Source organism: Clostridium aestuarii (assembly GCF_026735135.1).
Lineage (GTDB): Bacteria > Bacillota > Clostridia > Clostridiales > Clostridiaceae > Clostridium_H > Clostridium_H aestuarii.
The window spans coordinates 639198-663934 of record NZ_JAPQER010000001.1; the positions used below are offsets into that span (position 1 = coordinate 639198).

At 30.2% G+C, this 24737-nt stretch carries 19 protein-coding genes; 1 reads left to right on the top strand and 18 read right to left on the bottom strand.

Going from position 1 to position 24737, the window contains the following annotated elements:
• Positions 1-68: 68 nt before the first annotated feature.
• From OW763_RS02700 to OW763_RS02780, 17 genes are all read right to left on the bottom strand, one after another.
• A complete protein-coding gene (locus OW763_RS02700; protein WP_268039519.1) occupies positions 69-2210 on the bottom strand; it encodes a HelD family protein in 2142 nt (713 codons plus the stop codon).
• 110 nt (positions 2211-2320) lie between these two features.
• On the bottom strand, positions 2321-4240 hold the full coding sequence (gene ftsH / locus OW763_RS02705; RefSeq protein ID WP_268039520.1) for an ATP-dependent zinc metalloprotease FtsH: 1920 nt from the start codon (positions 4238-4240) through the stop codon (positions 2321-2323).
• Positions 4241-4307: 67 nt separating this feature from the next.
• Positions 4308-5396: a dipeptide epimerase gene (locus OW763_RS02710; RefSeq protein ID WP_268039521.1), complete on the bottom strand. Its 1089-nt coding sequence runs from the start codon at positions 5394-5396 to the stop codon at positions 4308-4310.
• A gap of 450 nt (positions 5397-5846) precedes the next feature.
• On the bottom strand, positions 5847-6410 hold the full coding sequence (locus OW763_RS02715; protein ID WP_268039522.1) for a glycerol-3-phosphate responsive antiterminator: 564 nt from the start codon (positions 6408-6410) through the stop codon (positions 5847-5849).
• Between the two features lie 136 nt (positions 6411-6546).
• Entirely contained in the window at positions 6547-7899 is a 1353-nt protein-coding gene (gene pgtP / locus OW763_RS02720) for an MFS transporter (protein WP_268039523.1), read from the bottom strand.
• Positions 7900-8567: 668 nt separating this feature from the next.
• Positions 8568-8936 carry a DUF1667 domain-containing protein gene (locus OW763_RS02725; RefSeq protein WP_268039524.1) on the bottom strand — a complete coding sequence of 123 codons (369 nt, stop codon included), beginning with the start codon at positions 8934-8936 and terminating at the stop codon, positions 8568-8570.
• A 3-nt stretch (positions 8937-8939) separates the two neighbouring features.
• Positions 8940-10199, bottom strand: coding sequence for an NAD(P)/FAD-dependent oxidoreductase (locus OW763_RS02730; protein WP_268039525.1), 1260 nt, complete (start codon positions 10197-10199; stop codon positions 8940-8942).
• A gap of 21 nt (positions 10200-10220) precedes the next feature.
• Positions 10221-11663 (bottom strand): NAD(P)/FAD-dependent oxidoreductase, encoded by a 1443-nt coding sequence (locus OW763_RS02735; RefSeq protein WP_268039526.1) that lies wholly within the window; start codon positions 11661-11663, stop codon positions 10221-10223.
• Positions 11664-11814: 151 nt separating this feature from the next.
• Positions 11815-13308, bottom strand: a complete 1494-nt coding sequence (gene glpK, locus OW763_RS02740; RefSeq protein ID WP_268039527.1) for a glycerol kinase GlpK — start codon at positions 13306-13308, stop codon at positions 11815-11817.
• Between the two features lie 98 nt (positions 13309-13406).
• A complete protein-coding gene (locus OW763_RS02745) occupies positions 13407-14111 on the bottom strand; it encodes an MIP/aquaporin family protein (protein ID WP_268039528.1) in 705 nt (234 codons plus the stop codon).
• Between the two features lie 373 nt (positions 14112-14484).
• Positions 14485-15978, bottom strand: a complete 1494-nt coding sequence (gene glpK, locus OW763_RS02750; RefSeq protein ID WP_268039529.1) for a glycerol kinase GlpK — start codon at positions 15976-15978, stop codon at positions 14485-14487.
• Between the two features lie 98 nt (positions 15979-16076).
• The gene (locus OW763_RS02755) at positions 16077-16781 is read right to left on the bottom strand and encodes an MIP/aquaporin family protein (RefSeq protein WP_268039530.1); all 705 of its coding nucleotides are present in this window, start codon (positions 16779-16781) and stop codon (positions 16077-16079) included.
• Positions 16782-17123: 342 nt separating this feature from the next.
• A complete protein-coding gene (gene lepB, locus OW763_RS02760; RefSeq protein ID WP_268039531.1) occupies positions 17124-17657 on the bottom strand; it encodes a signal peptidase I in 534 nt (177 codons plus the stop codon).
• A gap of 154 nt (positions 17658-17811) precedes the next feature.
• Positions 17812-19206 (bottom strand): alanine/glycine:cation symporter family protein, encoded by a 1395-nt coding sequence (locus tag OW763_RS02765; RefSeq protein ID WP_268039532.1) that lies wholly within the window; start codon positions 19204-19206, stop codon positions 17812-17814.
• A 482-nt stretch (positions 19207-19688) separates the two neighbouring features.
• Positions 19689-20867, bottom strand: a complete 1179-nt coding sequence (locus OW763_RS02770) for a Gfo/Idh/MocA family protein (RefSeq protein WP_268039533.1) — start codon at positions 20865-20867, stop codon at positions 19689-19691.
• A gap of 519 nt (positions 20868-21386) precedes the next feature.
• Complete coding sequence (locus OW763_RS02775) at positions 21387-21692, bottom strand: AzlD domain-containing protein (protein ID WP_268039534.1); 306 nt, start codon at positions 21690-21692, stop codon at positions 21387-21389.
• Positions 21685-22401 carry an AzlC family ABC transporter permease gene (locus OW763_RS02780; RefSeq protein ID WP_268039535.1) on the bottom strand — a complete coding sequence of 239 codons (717 nt, stop codon included), beginning with the start codon at positions 22399-22401 and terminating at the stop codon, positions 21685-21687. Before OW763_RS02780 ends, OW763_RS02775 begins: the two co-directional genes overlap by 8 nt.
• 196 nt (positions 22402-22597) lie before the next feature.
• Between OW763_RS02780 and OW763_RS02785 the strand changes: the two genes are divergently transcribed.
• Positions 22598-24046 carry an aminotransferase-like domain-containing protein gene (locus OW763_RS02785; protein WP_268039536.1) on the top strand — a complete coding sequence of 483 codons (1449 nt, stop codon included), beginning with the start codon at positions 22598-22600 and terminating at the stop codon, positions 24044-24046.
• Between the two features lie 91 nt (positions 24047-24137).
• Here OW763_RS02785 and OW763_RS02790 read toward each other — a convergent pair whose 3' ends face one another.
• Positions 24138-24500: a DUF1540 domain-containing protein gene (locus OW763_RS02790; protein WP_268039537.1), complete on the bottom strand. Its 363-nt coding sequence runs from the start codon at positions 24498-24500 to the stop codon at positions 24138-24140.
• Between the last annotated feature and the right edge of the window lie 237 nt (positions 24501-24737).

Here is a 24737-nt window from a genome sequence, read left to right on the forward strand (position 1 = left end):
TTATAGTTTAAATTTAAACTTAAAGACCATAAATATAGAAATTTTCTATATTTATGGTCTTTATTTATCTAATCTAGATTGTAAATAAACAGTTTATGCAGTGCTCTTGTTGCCATAACATACATTAGCTTCTCTTCATTTTGTTCTATTTTTTCTGATTCATTATTTTTAGCTTGTTCATTAATTATTATTACTGCATCAAATTCCAATCCTTTTGCAAAATAAGATGGGATAATAATTTGACCTTTACTATATATCATATCCTCTCTATCCAGAACCTTAATTCCTGTTTTTTCCTTTATTAAATCTGATATTTCCTTGGTTTCCTTTATATTTTTGCATACTACTGCAATACTTTCAAAGCCTTCCTTTTGTAACTTATGTATGTTTGTATGAATTTCTTTTACAAATTCTTCTTTAATACCAAAATTCCTTTCAACAACTTTTTCTCCACTTCTAACTATAGGAACTATTTTTTCTTCTTGTAAATATTTATTTGCATACTCCATAATTTCTTTAGTAGATCTATAACTCTTATTTAATTTAAAATATTCTATTTCATCAAATACTTTTTCCAATTGAAGCATAGGTATTTCACCTAAAATTGGTAGTATTCTTTGATTTTTATCTCCTACTATTGTAAAAGCACTACACTTAGTTAACTCTTTAATCACTTTAAATTGAAGTAAACTGTAATCTTGTGCTTCATCTATAACTACATGTTTAATTTGTTCATCTAATTTTAAACCTTCTAGCTTTATTTTTAAATACAAAATAGGAGCTAAATCATCAGCTGTTAATTGCCTATTTCCGTTTAACCCATTATATAATTGAACAACATCTTCATTGTCTAACCATTTAACAGATTCTTTCGCAACCATAACTTCTTTAATAACTTCTCTTATTTTTAATTTTCTCTTAAAAGCTAAGTTACTTTCTTCAATATTTTTTTGTTCTTCATTCAAGCTAGAAATCTTATTTTTATACCATTTTTCTATATCTCTAACTTTTTCATCTCTTCTATCGCTAATTTTAGAATATAATATCCTTTTAATCTTTTTACTTCTTCTAAATAAAGGCATAGATTTATAATATTCAAATAAATCTTTAATAGCTAACTTTGGCACTAGTATTTCATTATTAAAAACAAGTTCTTGTATAATAAAATATCTTTCATTTAGGGTATCTATAAATTTATCTAATTCTTTTATAAAGTCTTCAGAGTTTTTAACTATCATAGTGTCGATAAAAGATTTCTCCTTATTTATTACTTTTTCCATGTACTCTCCAGTACTCATAATATTAGATAAATCTAAAAATTCTAATGCAAATTCATTAAAAGTTTGCTGCCTTACCCCTATTTCTCCAAGGCTAGGAAGCACTGTTGAAATGTACTCCATAAAAATACTATTAGGTCCTAAAATCAAAACCTTATCTTGAAGAATTTTTCTATAATTATAAAGTAAATATGCAACTCTGTGCAACGCTATAGTAGTCTTACCACTACCAGCAACTCCGTCCACAATTATTGTTTTATTTCTTTGCTGTCTTATTAACTTATCTTGCTCTTCTTGAATTGTCATTATTATATCTTTTAATTTTTGTTCAGCTTTTTTACTAAGTACCATTTGAAGAATTTCATCTTTTACATCAATAGCTGAATCAAACATTCCCTCAAGCTTTTCTTTCTTTATTATAAACTGTCTTTTACCTTCTATATCTACTTTTACTTCTCCCATAGGTGCTTCATACTTTGCCTCTCCAAGTTTTCCTGCATAAAAAAGCGAAGCAACTGGAGCTCTCCAATCTAAAACTAGCGGTTCATAAGCTTCTTCTTGTGTTAAACCAAATCTACCTATGTATACTTCCTCTTCATCATTAAATTCTTTTTCCAAAAAGTTAACCTTACCAAAATAAGGTGACCCTTGAAGAACAGTCATTTCTTTAAGTTTTCTATCTATAGCTTTAAAACTTTCCTCTTTAATAAATCTTTCATGATCAAAATACTCAAGCAATTTATCTTCATCATCTCTATATTCTTCAACAGCTTTTTTTCTGGTATTTATCAAAACTTCAGTTACTTGTTTTCTTTTATTTATATAGTTTAAAATTTCTTTTTTTATTATTTCAACAGTTTCTTCAACCCTTTGTTTTTCTGCTTCTAATTCTATCTCTTTTTGTATCTCTTTTTGCATTTCTTTATTTTCCACTTTCTATCCTCGCTTTCTTTTTTATTCCTCATCTATAATAATGTGTAAGAGTACATAATTTACTATCATATGTAAATCATGTACTCTAAGTTCTTTATTAAGCATTAAATTTATTCAATTTTACCTTCTTGTTTATAATCTTCTTCTATTTGTTTATCTAATACTATATTACTATTCTCTTTTTCATTTTGATTTTCTTCATCATTATCACCTATCAACTGCTCGTTTTCAAAATCTCCATTAACCATTTTCATAAACTCTTCACCCATTAGAGTTTCTTTTTCAATAAGTCTATTTGATATAATTGTAAGAAGTTCTTTATTCTCTTCTAATATTTCTATAGATTTCTTATGTGCTTTTTTTATTATATCTAATACTTCTTCATCTATAATAGCTGCAGTTTGAGCACTACAATTTTGCACTGGTCTTCCATCAAGATATCTACTGGAAATAGATTCAAGTCCCATCATATCAAATTTTTCTGTCATACCATATATGGTAACCATATTTCTAGCAGTTTGAGTTGATTTTTCTATATCATTGGATGCTCCCGTTGATATAGTACTAAATTCCACTTCCTCAGCTGCTCTTCCTCCCAACATCACAGATATTTTATCCATCATTTCTTCTTTGCTTATCAAATATTTTTCCTCTTCTGGCAGCTGCATAGTATATCCTAATGCCCCCATTGTTCTTGGAACAATAGTTATTTTATGTACTGGATCTGTATGTTTTAATAAGGCTGCAACTAACGCATGACCAACTTCATGAAAAGCAACAGTTCTCTTTTCTTTATCTGACATTATCCTGTCTTTTTTCTCTTTACCAGCAATTATTATCTCAATTGCTTCTTCTAAATCTTCTTGAATAACAACTTTTCTTCCATTCTTAACCGCAATAAGTGCTGCCTCATTTATCATATTAGCAAGATCTGCTCCTACTGCTCCAGGAGTAGCTTTTGCTATATTATCAAGATTTACATCATCAGACATTTTAACTTGCTTTGCGTGAACTCTTAATATAGCTTCTCTTCCCTTTAAGTCAGGAGTATCTACAATCACTCTTCTATCAAATCTACCTGGTCTTAATAATGCTTTATCTAAAATTTCAGGTCTATTTGTTGCAGCTAATATCACAACACCTTTTGAAGAATCAAAACCATCCATTTGAGCAAGAAGTTGGTTTAATGTTTGCTCTCTTTCATCATTACCTCCACCCATTGCAGTATCTCTACTTTTTCCTATAGCATCGATTTCATCAATAAATATTATACATGGTGCCTTTTCTTCCGCTTGCTTAAATAAATCTCTAACTCTCGCTGCTCCCATACCTACAAACATCTCAACAAAGCTAGAACCTGACATTGAGAAAAATGGAACTTTTGCCTCTCCTGCTACAGCTTTTGCAAGCAATGTCTTACCTGTTCCTGGGGGTCCTACAAGCAGTGCACCCTTAGGAAGTTTTGCACCTATTTCCACGTATTTTTGTGGTTTATGCAGAAAATCAACAATTTCAACTAAAGATTCTTTAGCTTCATCTTGTCCAGCCACATCTTTAAAAGTCTTTCCGGTTTCATTCTCAGCATAAATTTTAGCATTATTCTTTCCGAAGGACATGACTCCACTACCCATTCTTTTTTCCATACTTCCAAATAGTATTCTTCCAATAAGCATAAATATTGCAATTGGTAATACCCACTCAAAGAAAAAGTTTTTAATAGGATCATTATTACTTACTGGTCCATCATATTCTACACCTGACTCTTTTAGCTTTTTTAATAAATCTTCATCATATATATTGGCTGTGTACAATATTTTTTGACTTATTCCTTCCTCTTTAGGAACAATAACTATTTGGTTTTTAGTTATTTGTACTTCTTTAATTTTCTGTTCTGTAAGCATTTTCTCAAAAGTACTATATTTAATGTGTTCTGTTTTAAAACTTCTCCATACTGAGTTTAATACAAGAATCAAACCCATAACACCTATAACATAGTACATAAGATATTTAATCTTTTTATTTTTAAACATCTTGTTATGTCCTCCTACTAATAAATTTAAAATAATTATCTTAAGTTCATATATAAATATATACTTATTATATAATTTCTTCCCAACCAGTTATATTTATAATTCCAAGCCCTGGAATATCACTAGCAGTAATAATGTTTTCTTCAAATTCCACTCCTCCTACTACAGGATCACTTTCAAAATTCATAATCATATCAAGATTTGTATTAACTATATTTTTTTTACCCATAGCAAGATTAGCTGCCGCAGTTACACCTATTTTACTTTCAGCCATACAACTCATCATACATTTAACACCCATAGTTTCAGCAATGTTACATATTTTTAAAGCATTATGAAAACCTCCGCATTTCATAAGTTTTATATTAATTAAATCTGCAGCTCTCATTTGCATAATTTTTAGTGCATCCCTACTTGAATGCACAGCTTCATCTGCTAAGATATCTGTACGTACATTGTCTGTTACAAACTTTAATCCTTCTATATCCCAAGCTTTTACTGGTTGCTCAACAAATTCAATATCTAATCCTGCATCTTCAAATTTAGTTATTATTTTAACAGCAGATTTTGGTGTCCATTCTTGATCAGCATCAACTCTTATATTTATACCTTTTCTTGCTACCTGTTTTATTGATTTCACTCTTTTAAAATCCATAATAGGATCGGTACCTACTTTTACCTTTAAATGCTTGAATCCATTATTTATAGCCTGCATTGCTTCTCTTACCATTTCTTCTGGAGTACCTAGATTAATAGTAATATCAGTAACAATACTTTTTTTACTTCCTCCAAACAACTTGTATAATGGTATATTATATTTCTGTGCAAACAAATCATAAACAGCCATATCTAAAGCTGCTTTTGCACTTGTGTTTCCACTTATTGTATTATCTATTGTTGACATAATTTCTTCTAAATTATCAATATTCATTCCGATAATCTTATCTTTAATTAAATTTATAGCGTCAATTATTGATTTTTCACTATCACCTGTTATTTGTGCACTTGGCACAGCAGAGCCTATACCTACTTTTTCATTATCTGTAATTATCTTTATTACAACTTCATCAACTTCATTTATAGTAGTTATTGCAGTTTTAAAAGCTTGTTTAAGTGGTATATTTATTCTGCCTATCATTATATCTTTTATATTCATAGTATGACACCTACCATAATTTTTGGTTAACGAGAATAACCTTTAATAGTTATTATACCTTTAATAATCTTTACCTACAAGACTTTAACTTCTATTGATTTTTTAACTTTTTATTAATAATGCATTTAAAATCTTAATAAATTAATTTTACCTCTAATAAATTTTATAATTATTCAATTTATACTAATACTTTTATTGACATTAAAATAAACTAATAATACAATATATAGTGAAGGTAAATAATTTTATTATATTTATTTTAATACAAATTTAATAAAATTATTTATTAATAAGCTAAAGTAACCATTATAATTTATTAGTAGATAAACACATATGTCATACATGGATAGAAATCTCGTATTTCCCTCCCACACCCATGTATGACATTTTTTATGTACCATTAAACTTTAAAATCATATAATTTCCTCAATTACAATATAATGAGTAACTCTATAAACTTAACAAATCATATTTTGAAGTTGATACAGCAATTGCTCCACCGGATAAAGCATCTATAACATCTTTTTTACTTTCTATCAATCCACCAGCTATTACTGGAATTTTTACTTCTTTTTTTATATTTTTAATTATTTTATTAGCAATTCCAGGCATAATTTCTACCGCACTAGGTAATATTTCTTTTAAATTTTTAATTCCTGTTTGTAGTGACAGGGAGTCTATTAGAAAAATTCTAAGTATTGTTAATAATCCAATCTTTTTGGCATATTTTACATTAGATAATTTTGTAGTAATTATTCCACTTGGTTGTACATGCTCTTTTATAAAATCTATTCCTGCATGGTCTCCTCTTAGTCCTTCAATAAAATCTACATGTATAAATACAATTTTATTATTATCTTTTAATTTTTTACATATAGAAGATATATTTATTATATTTCCATATAATATAAATACAACTTTAACTTCACTTTCTATTACTCTTTGTAAGTCATTATCTTTTCTAATAGCTGCAACTACTGGATTTTCAATAAGCGTTTCTTCCCACTGTTTCATATCTTTATCCTCCTTATATTTGCTCTATATTTAAAGAAAAACTGCATTTAATTTTTAAATGCAGCCTATAATAAATTAAGTCTTTATTTTAAATTTTATACCATTAGTAACATATTTTCAATTTAATTAAACTTCATTAACAAGCAACGTCTTTTTCATTTTCATCTTTTTCAGTTCTATCGTGAACATTCCATGTGAATGATAGAAATACTATTGCAAAAACACAAGATGCAACTAATAGCATAAATCCTCCATCCCATCCAAACTTATCAAATATGTTGCCTAATAATACTTCTGCTAATACAGCTCCACCCATATAACCAAATAGCCCTGTAAATCCAGCAGCAGTACCTGCAGCTTTTTTAGGAACTAAGTCAAGTGCAGAAACACCTATAAGCATAACAGGTCCATAAATTAAAGCTCCTACTGATGCCAATGCTATATCTATAGCTATTAAGCTTGTACTTTTCCAATATATATATGTAGCAATTGCAACACCTATCATACAAAACACTCCAACTGGTGCACGACGTCCGTGGAATATCTTATCACTTATCCATCCTACTATAATAGTACCAGGTATAGCAGCATACTCAAATAATGCAAAAGCCCATCCTGCTTGTGTTTTATCAAACCCTCTTACTTGTTGTAAATAAACTGGTGCCCAGTTAAGAACTCCATATCTTACTAGATAAACAAATAAATTAGCTATAGCAATAATCCATAAAAACTTATTATTTAATACATATTTAAATAATATCTCTTTAGTTGTTAACTCTTTTTCCCTATCCTCTACTTCCATACCAAATTCTGGATAATCATTTTTATATTCTTCTATTGGTGGTAATCCTAATGATTGTGGAGTATCTTTTGCAAATATCATAAATAATACTCCTGTAACAATTGCTATTATGCCTGGTAAGTAAAAAGCGCCTTTGTAGCTTCCATCAAACATAGTAACACCTATAACTGCTACTGTAGCTATTAATCCACCACCTAAGTTATGAGCAGTATTCCAAATAGACATTTTAACTCCACGTTCTTTATCTGAGAACCAATGTGTCATTGTTCTTCCACATGGAGGCCATCCCATACCTTGAACCCATCCATTTACTGTCATTAACATAAATAAGATTGGTATACTTGCTGTTAATCCTAAACATAGGTTAGCAATTCCAGATAATATAAGTCCTATTGGTAAAAAATATCTTGGGTTAGATCTATCCGAAAAACTTCCCATTACAAACTTACTTATTCCATAAGCTATTCCTAACCCAGAAGCTATAAATCCAAGTTCTGTTTTTGTAAACCCTAATTGTGTTATCATATAACTTTTAGCTATTGAAAAGTTACTTCTAACAAAATAGTAAATCGCATATCCAATATAAATACTTAAAAAAACTTGGAGACGATACCTCTTATAAGTAGAGTCAATTTTATCTTTTGGTAAACGCTCAACATGAGGTGCTGGTTTTAAAAATCCTATCATTTTATTTTACCCCTTCCTTTTAGATCTAATTTTATAATTTAAGTAAATTTATAGCTTATACAAGCGATATTTTTACAAAATTATTAACATTTTTGATACATATATTTCTTATACTATAAAACAAAATTTTTATAAAAAACGTTTTCAAAAAACATTAAAAGCCTCGTTTTAAAGATAGTATTTCACATCTATCTTTTAAAACGAGGCTTTCTCCATTTCTCATCCTCAATACTTAATTCAGTTTTATATTACATCTTTAATAAATATTCTTCAATACTCTATATTTTTCAACTTTTTTGATAATGTTACTAGTTCTTATCATTTATTTCTACAATTGAATTCATATTTATACATATATTTTACTTATTGTAATATATTATAATTTATTATTATTATTTTGTCAATATATAGGTAATTTTTAGAATCATTACATATTTCTTAATAATTAAATTATTGTTAAATTTAATTTTTTCTCACCATATATCTTTCGATTTTTATAAATTTTTGAGCTATATCACCAGTGTATATTCTTACACTTTAAAACTTTCTTTAACTTAATAAGTTCCTGTTTTTTACATTAAAAACTGAAAAAAATATAAAAGTACAGCAAACTAAAAACAGTCTTGCTGTACTTTTATTACATTTTATATTTAATCTATTCAAATGTATTAATTTCTCTTCCTTATTTTCTTAGTTGCAACTATATTAACACCTGTTCCTGCAACATTTTCAACTATTATATCGCCAACTTCTATTGGAGCCTTTACACATATTCCTTTTAAAGCTCTAACACACTCAAATATTTTTCCTTTTGGTATATCATTTTCTGTCTTAATAGACAATACATCTATTTCTCCTTCTTCAACTTTAACTGAAGAGGTTACAATCCTTGTAGGATTTGTACATTCTTTTTCTGCATATACTACTCCTCTTGGACATGTATTTCCAGTTACTTTCACTACCTTATCACCATCTATTTCAACTTCTAAATGACATCCAATAGGACATTGTATACAAGTTAATTCTCTCATAGCCATACTCTATTCTCCTTCCACTTTTACAGTAATTGTTTTACAGTTAGGATATTTTTCAAACACTGCTCTTGTAAGTTTTACTGTTTCCATTTCACCAGGAGCTAAAACTCTTTTCTTTCTGTGTATTTCACGTTCATTATCAAAGTATACAGAAACATAGCTATCTTTAAATACCCCGCCAACTCTAAATCTAACATCTACATCTTGTTCTACATTTTCAGGATTTATTTCTACAGGTACAGTATATCTAACACCTTCTGTTGCTATAAGTTTTACACTTTCTCCCTTAACTTTCTTTCCTCTTATATAATCAACAGCATTTTTACCTGCATTATAGCTTTCTTGAGTAACAAAATCAACTAAATCATGTACATGAAGTACATTACCACAAGCAAAAATACCATCTTCACTCGTTTCCATAATTTCGTTAACTTGTGGTCCTCCAGTTACATTTGAAAGTTTAACTCCCGCACTTTTTGAAAGTTCATTTTCTGGAAGAAGACCAACTGATAGTAATAACGTATCACATTTTATGTGTTCTTCAGTCCCTGGTATAGACTTTAAGTTTTCATCAACTTTTGCTATAATTATTCCTTCAACTCTATCTTTTCCTTCTATTTTTGTTACCGTATGTGATAATTTTAAAGGAATTCCATAGTCATCTAAACACTGGACAATATTTCTTTTTAATCCACCTGAATAAGGCATAAGTTCTACTACAGCTTTAACTTTTGCTCCTTCAAAAGTCATTCTTCTTGCCATTATAAGTCCTATATCTCCTGAACCTAATATAACCACTTCTTTACCTGGCATATATCCTTCAATATTTACAAATTTTTGCGCTGTACCAGCAGAATATATTCCTGCACATCTGCTTCCTGGTATATTTATAGCTCCTCTTGGTCTTTCTCTACATCCCATTGCAAGTATTATTGCTTGAGCTTTTATTTGCACTAATCCATCTTCTTTATTTATTACCGTTATAACTTTATCTTTATTTAAATCTAATACCATTGTATTTAATTTATATGGTATTTCTAATTCTTGTACTTTATCTATAAACCTTTGAGCATATTCTGGTCCTGTTAATTCTTCTTTAAATGTATGAAGTCCAAATCCATTATGAATACATTGATTAAGGATTCCACCTAAGTGACCATCTCTTTCTAATATCAAAATATTATCTATTCCTTCTTCTTTAGCTTTTATTGCTGCTGCAAGTCCCGCTGGTCCTCCACCAATTACTACTATATCATATTGTTGCATTTGAAAGTCCCCCATTCTTTCCTATTTAATATCTTCTTTAATCTTTCCTGTTAGCACATTAGATTTTCTACCATATTTAGTTACTTCGGTACGAGGTATATTTAATTCTCTTGCTAACAATTCTACAATTCTATTTGAACAGAAACCTGATTGACATCTTCCCATTCCAGCTCTTGTTCTTCTCTTTACTCCATCTAATGTTCTAGCACCTAAAGGTCTTCTTATAGCATTCAATATTTCTCCTTCAGTTACTGTTTCACATCTACATACTATTTTGCCATAGTCTGCATTTTCTTGTATAAGCTTTCTTCTTTCTTCATTATTCATTTCTCTAAATTTAGGAATATCTTTTCTTATAGGATTAAACTTTTCATTTTTTTCTGGTGATAATTTTTCAACAACTATATCAGCAACCATTTCACCTATAGCTGGTGCACTAGTTAACCCTGGGGATTCAATTCCTGCAGCATTAATGAAATTATTAGCATCTTCTACTTCACCTATAATAAAATCACTATCTACTTCATGTGCTCTAAGTCCTGTAAATGAAGTTATTACCTGTCTCATAGGTACTCCCTTTACACTTTTCTTACTTTTTTCTAGTATAGAATCTATTCCTTCTCTTGTTGTATTCACATTTTCTTTATTGTCAATATCTACTGAACTCGGACCTATTAATAAATTGCCATCCACTGTTGGTGTAACAAGTACTCCTTTACCCATTTTAGTTGGAAGTTGGAATAAAGTTCTTGAGATAAGATTTCCTGCTGATTTATCAAATAAACAATATTCTCCTTTTCGTGGTATTATTTTAATTTTTTTGTTACTTACCATATTATTAAATTCGTCAGCATGTACACCAGCTGCGTTTATAACTAATTTTGTCTGTATAGTACCTTTATTCGTTTTTAATCTATATTCGTCTTCTAACTTTTCTATTTCTTGCACTTCTGTTTCAAATTTAAACTCTACACCATTCATATATGCATTTTCTGCAAGAGCAATAGTAAATTCATACGGACAAACTATTCCACCAGTTGGAAGTCTTAATACTGCTACAACACCATCTGCTAAATTTGGTTCCAATTTTAAGGCTTCTTCTCTATTTAAAACTTCCATTGTATCTGGAATACCGTTTTTTATTCCTCTTTGTCTTAAAGCTTCTAGCTTATCTATATCGTTTTCATCAAAACATAAAACTAAAGACTCATTTCTCTTAAAAGGAAAATCTAATTCTTCTTTAAGCTTATCATACATTTTATTTGCTCTAACATTTAATTTAGCTTTAAGTGTACCTGGAATAGGATCTTCACCTGCATGTACAATACCACTGTTAGCTTTACTTGTACCACAAGCTACATCAATCTCTTTTTCTAATACACAAATCTTTAATTTGTACTTAGATAATTCTCTAGCAATTGCACAACCTGTAACTCCAGCACCTATAATTGTAATATCAAACATAATATTCCTCCTTCAAATTAACAAAAAGAGCCTTAATCTAAAGGGATCTATTTTCCCTTCAAATTAAGGCTCTCTATTTCTCGGCCTATTTAATATTCCATTTGTAATTAATTATATCATATATTGATTTGAAATTCAATTATATCTTTCATTAATTTTCTTCCCATTTTTTAGATCTTTCTACTGCTCTATGCCATCCTTTAACCAATTCCTCAGTCTTTTCTTGTTTCATTGAAGAATTGAAAGTTCTTGATATTGCCCAATTTTGTGCAACTTCTTCTTTATCCTTCCAATATCCAACTGCAAGTCCTGCTAAATATGCTGCCCCTAGCGCTGTAGTTTCTATTACTTCTGGTCTTGCAACATTTACTCCTAAAATATCTGATTGGAATTGCATCAAGAAATTATTTGCACATGCTCCTCCATCTACTTTTAACTCTTTAAGTTTAATTTCTGAATCTTGTTCCATTGCTTTTAACACATCATAAGTTTGATATGCCATTGATTCTACTGCCGCTCTTATAATATGCTCTTTTTTAGCACCTCTTGTAAGTCCAACCATCGTTCCTCTTGCATATTGATCCCAATATGGTGCTCCAAGCCCAACGAACGCTGGTACTAAATATACTCCATTTGAGTCTTCTACTGCTGTAGCATATTTTTCTGATTCTGGTGCACTCTTTATCATTCTAAGTTCATCTCTAAGCCATTGAATAACTGCTCCCCCTATAAACACACTACCTTCTAAAGCATATTCTACCTTTCCATCTATACCTACTGCTATTGTTGTAAGTAATCCATTCTTAGAATCTACTGCTTTTTCGCCAGTATTCATTAATAAGAAGCATCCTGTTCCATAAGTATTCTTGGCAGTACCTGGTTTGAAACAAGTCTGCCCAAACAATGCAGCTTGTTGATCACCTGCAACTCCTGCAATTGGAATTTCTGCTCCTAGAATTTCTCTATTAGTTTTACCATATATATAGCTAGATGGTTTTACTTCTGGAAGCATTGATTTTGGTATATCAAGTATTTCTAAAAGTTCTTCATCCCATTTTAACTCGTGTATATTATATAACATCGTTCTTGACGCATTTGTATAGTCAGTAACATAAACTTTTCCTTTTGTTAGATTCCAGATTAACCATGTATCAATATTACCAAATAATAATTCCCCTTTTTCTGCTTGTTCTCTAGCACCTTCAACATTATCAAGTATCCATTTTACTTTTGTAGCTGAAAAATATGCGTCTAACACAAGACCTGTTTTCTCTCTAATCTTTTTATCCATTCCTTTTTCTCTTAATTTATCACAATACCCTGCTGTTCTTCTACACTGCCATACTATAGCATTATATACTGGTTTTCCTGTGTTCTTGTTCCATACAACTGTTGTTTCTCTTTGATTTGTAATACCTATTCCAGCTATATCTTCCGGACTTATATTTGCTTTAGCAAGAGCTTCTTGCGCCACTCCTACTTGAGTTCCCCATATTTCCATTGGATCATGCTCAACCCATCCTGCTTTTGGATATATTTGCTCGAATTCCTTTTGTGCTACACTTATTATCTCACCTTTTTTATTGAATATTATACATCTTGAACTTGTTGTACCTTGATCCAATGCCATAATATATTTTCCCACCATAATTCCCCCTTGTTAAAATAAGTATTTATATTGTAAAACTTAAACTTTTATAAAAAATTTGATAAAACCTTATAATATAACCTTATAAAATACCTTTAAAATACTGATACAAATAATAATGCTCCTGCTATTCCTCCAACTATAGGTCCTAAAACTGGTATCCATGAATATCCCCAATCTGAATCACCTTTTCCTGCTATAGGTAAAATAGCATGTGCTATACGAGGTCCTAAATCTCTAGCTGGATTAATTGCATATCCTGTAGGTCCACCAAGTGAAAGTCCTATTACAACTATCAATAAGCCTGCTGCAAAAGCACCAATTCCTGCTACCATTTCTGCTTGCCCTAATCCCATTAAACCAAATACTAATAATGCAGTTCCTAAAAACTCACATAAAAAGTTTGCTCCAGTATTTCTTATTGCTGGTGCTGTACAAAACACCCCTAACTTTGCAGCCTTATCTTCTGTTACTTCCCAATGTGGTAAATAAGTTAACCATACTAATGCTCCACCAACAATACCTCCTAACATTTGTGCAGCTACATATGATGGTACTTGACTCCAAGCCAAATTACCAACAACTGCATTAGCTATTGTAACAGCTGGGTTTATGTGTGCTCCACTAATTCCTGTAAAAATATATGCAGGAATCGCAACTGCTAGTCCCCAAGCAACTGTTACAACTATCCAGCCTCCATCTTTACCTTTACTTTTGTTAAGTGAAACAGAAGCAACTACTCCATCACCTAACCAAATCAAAATTAAAGTTCCTAAAAATTCCGCCATAAAATTTGACATTTGAATACCTCCTTAAATTTTAATAAAATAGCTTATACTACATGCAGTATAGTTTAAAATGAACACTGTAAACGTTTATATAAGTGTTATAAAAAAACCGCTTTTAATATAAGGATTTCTCCTCATATTAAAAACGGCTCTCATATCTCTGCCTTAAATATGTTATTTATTGTAATTCTATAATACACTACTTTCCTTTCCATTACAAGTATTTTTTTGTATTTTTTTACATTTATCAGATTATAACCCTTGTTATTATATATGCGTTTATTTAAAATATTTATAATATCAATTACAAACTAAAAAAGCTATTGACAAAACGTCAATAGCCAAAATCAACTTAATAAAAAGTATTCTTTTTTATTTTACACTATTAATTTTCTTCCCATTTTTTAGATCTTTCTACTGCTCTATGCCATCCTTCAACCAATTCCTCAGTCTTTTCTTGTTCCATTGAAGAATTGAAAGTTCTTGATATTGCCCAGTTTTGTGCAACTTCTTCTTTATCCTTCCAATATCCAACTGCAAGTCCTGCTAAATATGCTGCCCCTAGGGCTGTAGTTTCTATTACTTCTGGTCTTGCAACATTTACCCCTAAAATATCTGATTGGAATTGCATTAAGAAATTATTTGCACATGCTCCTCCATCTACTTTTAACTCTTTAAGTTTAATTTCTGAATCTTGTTCCATTGCTTTTAACACATCATAAGTTTGATATGCCATTGATTCTACTGCTGCTCTTATAATATGCTCTTTTTTAGCGCCTCTTGTAAGTCCAACCATTGTTCCTCTTGCATATTGATCCCAATATGGTGCTCCAAGCCCAACGAACGCTGGTACTAAATATACTCCATTTGAGTCTTCTACTGCTGTAGCATATTTTTCTGATTCTGGTGCACTCTTTATCATTCTAAGTTCATCTCTAAGCCATTGAATAACTGCTCCTCCTATAAACACACTACCTTCTAAAGCATATTCTACCTTTCCATCTATACCTACTGCTATTGTTGTAAGTAATCCACTCTTAGAATCTACTGCTTTTTCGCCAGTATTCATTAATAAGAAGCATCCTGTTCCATAAGTATTCTTGGCAGTACCTGGTTTGAAACAAGTCTGCCCAAACAATGCAGCTTGTTGATCACCTGCAACTCCTGCAATTGGAATTTCTGCTCCTAGAATTTCTCTATTAGTTTTACCATATATATAGCTAGATGGTTTTACTTCTGGAAGCATTGATTTTGGTATATCAAGTATTTCTAAAAGTTCTTCATCCCATTTTAACTCGTGTATATTATATAACATCGTTCTTGACGCATTTGTATAGTCAGTAACATAAACTTTTCCTTTTGTTAGATTCCAGATTAACCATGTATCAATATTACCAAATAATAATTCCCCTTTTTCTGCTTGTTCTCTAGCACCTTCAACATTATCAAGTATCCATTTTACTTTTGTAGCTGAAAAATATGCGTCTAACACAAGACCTGTTTTCTCTCTAATCTTTTTATCCATTCCTTTTTCTCTTAATTTATCACAATACCCTGCTGTTCTTCTACACTGCCATACTATAGCATTATATACTGGTTTTCCTGTGTTCTTGTTCCATACAACTGTTGTTTCTCTTTGATTTGTAATACCTATTCCAGCTATATCTTCCGGACTTATATTTGCTTTAGCAAGAGCTTCTTGCGCCACTCCTACTTGAGTTCCCCATATTTCCATTGGATCATGCTCAACCCATCCTGCTTTTGGATATATTTGCTCGAATTCCTTTTGTGCTACACTTATTATCTCACCTTTTTTATTGAATATTATACATCTTGAACTTGTTGTACCTTGATCCAATGCCATAATATATTTTCCCACCATAATTCCCCCTTGTTAAAATAAGTATTTATATTGTAAAACTTAAACTTTTATAAAAAATTTGATAAAACCTTATAATATAACCTTATAATATACCTTTAAAATACTGATACAAATAATAATGCTCCTGCTATTCCTCCAACTATAGGTCCTAAAACTGGTATCCATGAATATCCCCAATCTGAATCACCTTTTCCTGCTATAGGTAAAATAGCATGTGCTATACGAGGTCCTAAATCTCTAGCTGGATTAATTGCATATCCTGTAGGTCCACCAAGCGAAAGTCCTATTACAACTATGAATAGCCCTACTGCTAAAGCACTAATTCCTGCTACCATTTCTGCTTGCCCTAATCCCATTAAACCAAAAACTAATAATGCTGTAACTAAAAACTCACATAAAAAGTTTGCTGTAGTATTTCTTATTGCTGGTGCTGTACAAAACACCCCTAGTTTTGTAGCTTTATCTTCTGTTTCTTTCCAATGAGGTAAATAAGTTAACCATACTAATACTGCTCCAACAATACCGCCTAGCACTTGTGCCGACACATAAGCTGGTACTTGACTCCAAGCAAATTTTCCAACAACTGCATTAGCTATTGTAACAGCTGGATTTATATGTGCACCACTAATTCCGCCAAAAATATACACAGGAATTGCAACCGCTAGCCCCCAAGCAACTGTTACAACTATCCATCCACCATCTTTACCTTTACTTTTGTTAAGTGCAACAGACGCAACTACCCCGTCTCCTAACCAAACCAACAATAAAGTTCCTAAAAATTCTGCCATAAAATTTGACATTTAAATTCCTCCTTAGTTTTTTAATAAAATAATTAATACTACATGCAGTATAATTTAAAACAAGTATTGTAAACGTTTATATCAAAACTATAAAAAAGCCGTTTTTAACACAAGGATTCCTTAAATCCTAGTATTAAAAACGGCTCTCATATCTCTGCCTAAAATATATTATTTATTATAAGTCTATAATACACTATTTATTTCCCCTTTACAAGCATTTTTTTAAAATGATTAAATTTTAGCCTTTTAAATTGTATGTATATAGATATTTTGTAAAATTTCATACTATTTCAATACATCATTCGACATTTTCTTATTGTTTTTACCTTTATAATATAAAATTTATTTCAATGCTTCTTCTCCATATACAAATTTTCCAAACCTCTTAAAAGGAAAAACTATAAATCGTGCTTTGCCCCTTATTTTATCACCAGTTATGTAATGCTCATTCCAATACCTACTATCTAGAGAATCCCCTCTGTTATCTCCCATAAAAAAATATTTACCTTCTGGCACCTTAAATTCTCCACCTATTCCACCATTAAATACTACATATGGCTGATCTACTTTTTCTTCATTTATATAAACATCTCTTTGGTTATCTACCCTTATTTTATCCCCTGGAAGTCCTATAAGTCTTTTAATTAATGTTTCTTTTAATTCATCAGAATAAAAAACTACAATGTCTCCTCTTTTTAGTTTACCTTTATCATATACTCTTGTAACAACAATTCTATCTCCTGGCTTTATCGTTGGATACATTGATTTTGTAGGAACTGATACTTGAAAAAACAAAAACTTATTTATCAAAAATGCAAGTAAAATTGCTGTACCTATAGGTAAAACCCAATCCCTTAAGATTTTTTTAGCTTTCATATGTCTATCTCTCCTTATTTTTGTAATACATAAAGATATTTTATCATAAATAAAAAACTAAAAAAACATATAATATTAGAAATACCTTTCATTGTGTAAAATTATTATTAAAACAATAATAAGATGCCATTTTTATTGGCATCTTATCATTATTTTAACAAGCTGTTTTACTGTATTCTGTTTGTTCTTGAATATCAATAATTTTATCTTGAGATATTTGATCTAAATTATCATTCCATAAATATTTTTCAGTTTCACTTACGATAACTTTACTCAAAGCTATTAGAGATATTAAATTTGGTATAGCCATTAATCCATTAGATATATCTGATATTCCCCATACTAAATTCAATGAGAATACAGACCCCATAAACACCATAACTATCCATATAAATTTATAGAGAATTATCCCTTTTTTGCCTAAAAGATATTCAGTTGCTTTCTCCCCATAATAAGACCATCCAAGTATAGTAGAAAAAGCAAAAGTCATAAGAGCTATGGCTAAAAATTTAGTTCCTATTGATGGAATAAATTCGAAAGCTGTTTTTGTAAGTTGGCCTCCTTCAAGACCTTGTTTCCAAACTCCTGTATTAGTTAATACAAGTCCTGTAATAGCACACACAACCCCAGTGTCCCAAAATGTTCCAGAAGAAGCTACTAAAGCTTGTCTAACTGGATTCTTTGTTTGAGCTACTGCTGAAACTATTGGTGCACTACCCAATCCCGATTCATTTGAAAAAAGACCTCTGGAAACTCCAAATCTCATAGCCATCATTATAGTTGATCCTGCAAATCCACCTGCTGCTGCCTGTTTTGTAAAAGCATATTTTATTATCAACGCAATAGATGATGGAATAGTTTTATATCCTAATGCAAGTATTATAGAACATCCTAAAATATAAAAAATTGCCATAAAAGGAACCAACACATTAGAAACCTTCGCTATATTTTTTATTCCTCCAAGTATTACAAATGCAGTAAGAAAAGCAAGTGCTAAACCAGTAGTCCATGTAGGAATATTAAAAACATCCTTTGCCATCTCTGCTACTGAATTAGATTGAACCATGCAACCTGTGCCAATACACGCTATAGCTGTAAATATTGCAAATAGAATCCCTAGCCATTTCTTCTTAAGCCCATATTCCAAAACGTACATAGGTCCACCTGCTATACTACCATCTTTGGTTTTAACTCTATATTTCACAGAAAGAAGAGCTTCTCCATATTTTGTTGCAATACCTAATATTCCTGCCATCCATGTCCAAAACACAGCACCAGGTCCACCTAACGTTACAGCAGTTGCGACCCCTACTATATTACCTGTTCCTATAGTCGATGCAAGTGTTGTAGCTAAAGCACTAAATTGACTAATCTCTCCATCTGTACCTTCATCCTTTGCAACTGAAAGTTTTATTGCTTTCCCAATATATCTTTGAATAAATTTTAGCCTAATAGTTAAAAACACATGAGTTCCCAAAAGCAAAATTAATAAAGGCCATCCCCATAAGATAGCATCCACCTTAGAAACTATCTCTTCCATAATACCCATCCTACAATCCTCCTAATTATTTCAAATAATAGTATTATTATTTAGTTTTTTACATAATGATTTATTTTATCACAAATTCGTCTATAAGTGAATATTTATAAACTTATAACTTTCAATTTTCAAATAATATTAAATTTCGATCTGTATATTTATACATATTGACTTTACGTGTTATAGATAATATTTTAAATATAGTTGTTTTAAAATCAACTTTTTCTACCTTTAACACGTCTAATATAACAATTGTGATACATAAATGATATTTACTGCAGGTATTTAAAATCTCTTATCTTACAAACACAAACAAACTTAACCATAAAACCTTTATAAAACTATTTATATCTTCTTACTCTAAAAACATTCAATTGAATCAAGAAATGAAAATTCTAGATTCAAATCATATAATAAAAAGATATCTTACAATAAAGAAATCACCTGCGTCAGAAAAACTAACACAGGTGATTATAATTTTTAGTTTTAATTTATTTGTAAGCAACCCATTTACATCCATTATCAGCTGACTCAACACAATTTTCCAATAATCTAACACCTTCAATACCTGCATCAACTCCAGGAAACCAAAGGTTATCAAGAGTATCTTTATCTCCTCTATTCATAGCATCCATTGCTAATGCAAAACGATGGTAAAGATTAGCCCAAGACTCAAATAGACCTTCAGCATGACCGCAACCAATACGATTAGCACTAACTCCTTGATCATCATTATAAAGATATCCATGTCCACGATCTAGAATACGTTTTGGTTCACCTTGAACTTCATATTTTAATTGGTTTGGATGCTCGTCCCACCATTCAATAGAAGCTTTAGAACCAACAACACGTATTTTTTGTTCGTGTATACCACCAGCATTAACTGCGGATGCCCAAAGGTTACCAACAGCACCGCCTTCAAAGTGCATTAACACAAAAGCATTATCTTCTAATGGTGAACGGCTTTTTATAAAACTTTGACGAGTACACATTAGTTCTTTAATCTTTAGATTAGGAACCATAAATTCAGCAAGATAGAATGCATGAGTACCAACATCACCTAATACATAAGTTGAACCTGATACTTCAGGACTTACACGCCATTTTGTACCTGGGTCATTTGCTTCTACTTCAGTAGAATGCCAACCATGAGCAAATTGCATATTGATTATACGAATTTCTCCAAGATCTCCATTTTCAATCATATTACGTGCTTGATGTATCATCTCATAACCTGTATAACCATATGTTACACCAATTATTCTATTTTCACTCTCAGCTATTGCTTTTAGTTCTTCAGCTTCTTTTACAGTGAAACAAAGTGGTTTTTCACATATTACATGCAAACCAGCTTCCAAAGCAGCTTTGCACATCTCATAATGAAATTTATTTGGAGTGGCAATTGAAACTGCTTGAATTCCATCTTCACGTTTTGCTTCCTCTTCAAACATTACTTTATAGTCTGAATAACAACGTTCTGGATCAACCCCTAAGTTTTTACCAAAATCAACGCAACGTTCTGGATTAATATCAAATGCACCGGCAACTAATTGAAAAAACTTATCACGTGCAGCTGAAGCACGGTGAATATACCCTATTTGACTACCGCGTCCCCCTCCAATCATTGCCCATCTAATTGGTTGTTCAAATCTTCTTTCTTCATTAAACATAATATACCTCCTCCAAAAATGTATTTAATGTATTTTATTAAAATTCTCCTAAGAGAACATGTTTCGCAAATTTATTTCAGAATAATATTTTAATCCCATTTCTTTAAAATATTTACATCCACAGGCAATATTCGTGAAACTTCTACCTTAATGACATTCTTCTAAATCTAAAAAGGCATTTTTACAACTTAACTATATACTAAATAAAATTTTTCAAAACAAATTGGAATACTTTATAAATATTTTAATCCATATATAATTCGTAGTCAAGACAAAAATGTTATTTTTATCTATATTTTCTTATTTTTTTTTATTTTTATTTATCTTTTATTATTTTTACTTATGTTATATAATCATTATAAGCAATTATAAAAAGATTTATAAACAAATTGTGTAAAAGCCAGGCTTAACATTAAGTTATTTGAAAATTTACATATATATAGGAATAACTCTGCTGACTTAATTAATCTAGAATAATAAAAGCACCTACAACTTTTCATTGTAGATGCTCTTACCACTCTAAATCATAAGTAAACACACATAAGCAAATAAAACTGAACCAGTTACTGCAATAAATAAATTTTCTTTAATAAAACTTAATAGTATTGCAATTCCTAACGCACATATTGAAATCAAAGGATGTCCTTCTACAGCTGAAAACCCACCAGGTATAACCATAGCTCCTAACGCTGCATAAGGTATATATGTTAAACTTCTTTTTACCTTATCAGAAAGATTTAATCTCTCAACAATATAGAAAGGTAAAATTCGTGGTATATATGTTACTAGCATCATTCCTATAATTAATAGCATTACCTTATTCATAACATTTCTCCTCAGTTTTATTATTTTTTTCATCTATTACATTCCATATGATAACAGTTAATACTATAACTATTATTATGTGCCACCCTTGAGGAATAAATTTAATATGATGAATTAGTATATTTAAAACACCTGAAGTTACTACAACACCAATAATTTTAAAAGATTTTTTAAATTCTGGTGCTAATATAGCTAAAAACATAGCGTATAAAGCTATTCCCATACTTTGATTCAATGCATTGGGTAATATACTCCCTAACTGAAATCCTAAGAAAGAACCTATTGATAAAGATAAATACGCAGTTACAGCCATAGGTAAGTAAAAATATACTCCAACAGATTCTTGTTTTAAATATGATATAGAATATGTTTCATCTGTCATCCAAAATGCTATTAGAGGACGCCATTTTAAACAATTTTTATTAAGTTTAGTACTAAGTGAAACCCCCATAATAAAATGCCTAAAATTGAAAAGTAATGTTGTGAATATTATACTTAGCATACCTGCTCCTGAATTTAATAACTCTAGTGCAACAAACTGAGATGCTCCAGCATAAACAATTGCTGAAAATCCTACACATTCTACTAACCCAATACCACTAGATTTAGCTAAGATTCCAAATGTCATAGCAATAGGAATAAATCCCAACGCTATGGACACCCCCGCTTGAAAACCTGACTTAACTTCCTTTAAATGCTCTCTCTTCATTTTACTTCTGTTTCTCCTTTCAAATTTTTAATAAAAATTCATCTAACAAAGTTCAAAATGTATTTGTTAATCACATACTATGTACTCTTAAAATTCTGTATACAATATTGAATAATTTATAAATTTGTTATAGTATATAAGAAATTATATATAACAGTCAAAATAATAGTATAACAGTGCAAAAGGGGAATAATTGATGTTTATATCTATTGATCGAAATAAAAAAGAGCCAATTTATAAACAAATTGCTCAAGGAATTACAGATAAAATTTTATCAGCAGAATTCTCACATAATATGCAATTACCTTCTGTTAGAAAACTGTCTGACAATCTTGGGTTGAGTCATATGACTATTGTAAAAGCTTATAACTTACTTGAAAAAGATAAAATGATAACAAAGATTCAAGGTAAAGGTATTTTTGTTAATTCTTCTATACTTCACCCAACTTCTAATACAAAGATAATTTCATCATGGTATAGCTCCATAGAAGACTATCAGCCTAGAGCTCTTACACTAAACCTTTTAAAAAATACTTTAGTTAAGAAAAAGTATAATTTATCCTATGCCATGCTTCCTATAAGTTTGTGCCTAGATGTTAAAGATATATTTATGAACGTTTTATCTACTCAACCCGAAGCAATAATGTCTTATACAGAAACCTCCGGGGATTCAAAACTCAAAAAATCCTTTATTCAATATCTATCTAAATACAGAAGTATTAGTACAAACTCCAACCAAATAATAATTGTCTCTGGTACACAACAAGGTCTAAGTTTAATAGCATCTGTCTTTACAAGTTCAAAAGACCTTGTAATGATAGAATCTCCATCTTATACAGGTGCAATAGATGCATTTAAAAATTCTGGTGCCATAATAAAACCATTACCAATTTCTAATAACAAATTTTCTCTTAACGAACTTTTAAAACAATGTGATCAGCGACCACCAAAGTTTCTATATCTAACACCAAATTATAGTAATCCAACAGGCTATTGCTTATCAAAAAAAGAACGTCTTGAACTCTTAAATATTGCTGACTCCTTCAATTTTTATATTATAGAAGATGATCCTTGGGGAGAAATTAGTTTTGAAAAAGAACCTCCATTACCTATCAAGGCTTATGATAAAAATAATAGAGTTATCTATATCAAAGGTATTAGTAAAATTTTAGGTGCTGGTTATAGAGTAAGCCTTATCTCAGCATCTGAAAATATCATTAACACTATCGAAAAAGCAAAGGCCTGCGCCGATTTAGGAACTGCTTTGCTTCCTCAAAGGTTACTTTCTGAAGTTTTAAATAGTACAAAAATTGATAATCATATTAAAAATATAAAAAATTTCATTAAACAAAGAATGGAACTTACTATACGAATTTTTAAAAAAAATTTAAATAAAAAGGTAAAATATACAGTCCCAAATGGTGGATTCAATATTTGGCTTAGACTTCCTGATGAAATAAATACAGAAAATATTTTATTTAAATCTGCTTATGATAAAGGCATCACATTTTTACCTGGGGCTATATGCTATCCATTACACCCTCACCACAACGAGATTAGAATTTCAATTTCATATTTAAATAATGAAAATTATGAATTTGCTATTACGCAGTTGTGTAAAATCATAAATGAAGCATTAAATTAATCAACTTATTAAATTCTGCCAAAAACATAGCACTAAAACAAAGGCTTTCCTATCGATGTAGGAAAGCCTTATTTATCTTAAAAAACGAATTTTATTTTTGTATAAATGTTTCACATTCTGTTTGTTCACTCATTTGAGCTCTTAGACCCTTTATTTGTACATTAGGAGCATTACAAATTCTATTATTGTTATAACTACAATTTTCTGCATTACATATAATTTTAGGACTCATCTCTATTGAATTTTTAGCAAATACCTGTTTAAGTTCACCTGATATATTCATATTAGCTAAATTGGTAAAAGCATTTTTTAAACCTTTTTCTGCAAATGTACCACATTGAGTATCGCTACTTGTATTAGCCTTTAACCCACCAACATTAATTTCTCTTGCTGAACACAGACCATTTATATTATGAACACACTTTCCCACACTGCAACTTAATACAGTATTCATTTTATAACTCCTCCTCATTTTTTTGCTTTAATATATTTTTTGATTAATAGGAGTTTTTATTCTTATATTGTGTAAATAAAAAAAGGCATCCTATTAATAGGATGCTAAGAATGGAATTAGTTACCTAATCTATGTATTAAATTAGTTTAACCATTTATATGTGGATTATACTAAACATATGAATATGTTGTTTTTAATCTAAACTCATTTTCTCATTGTAACATATAACTATTATTA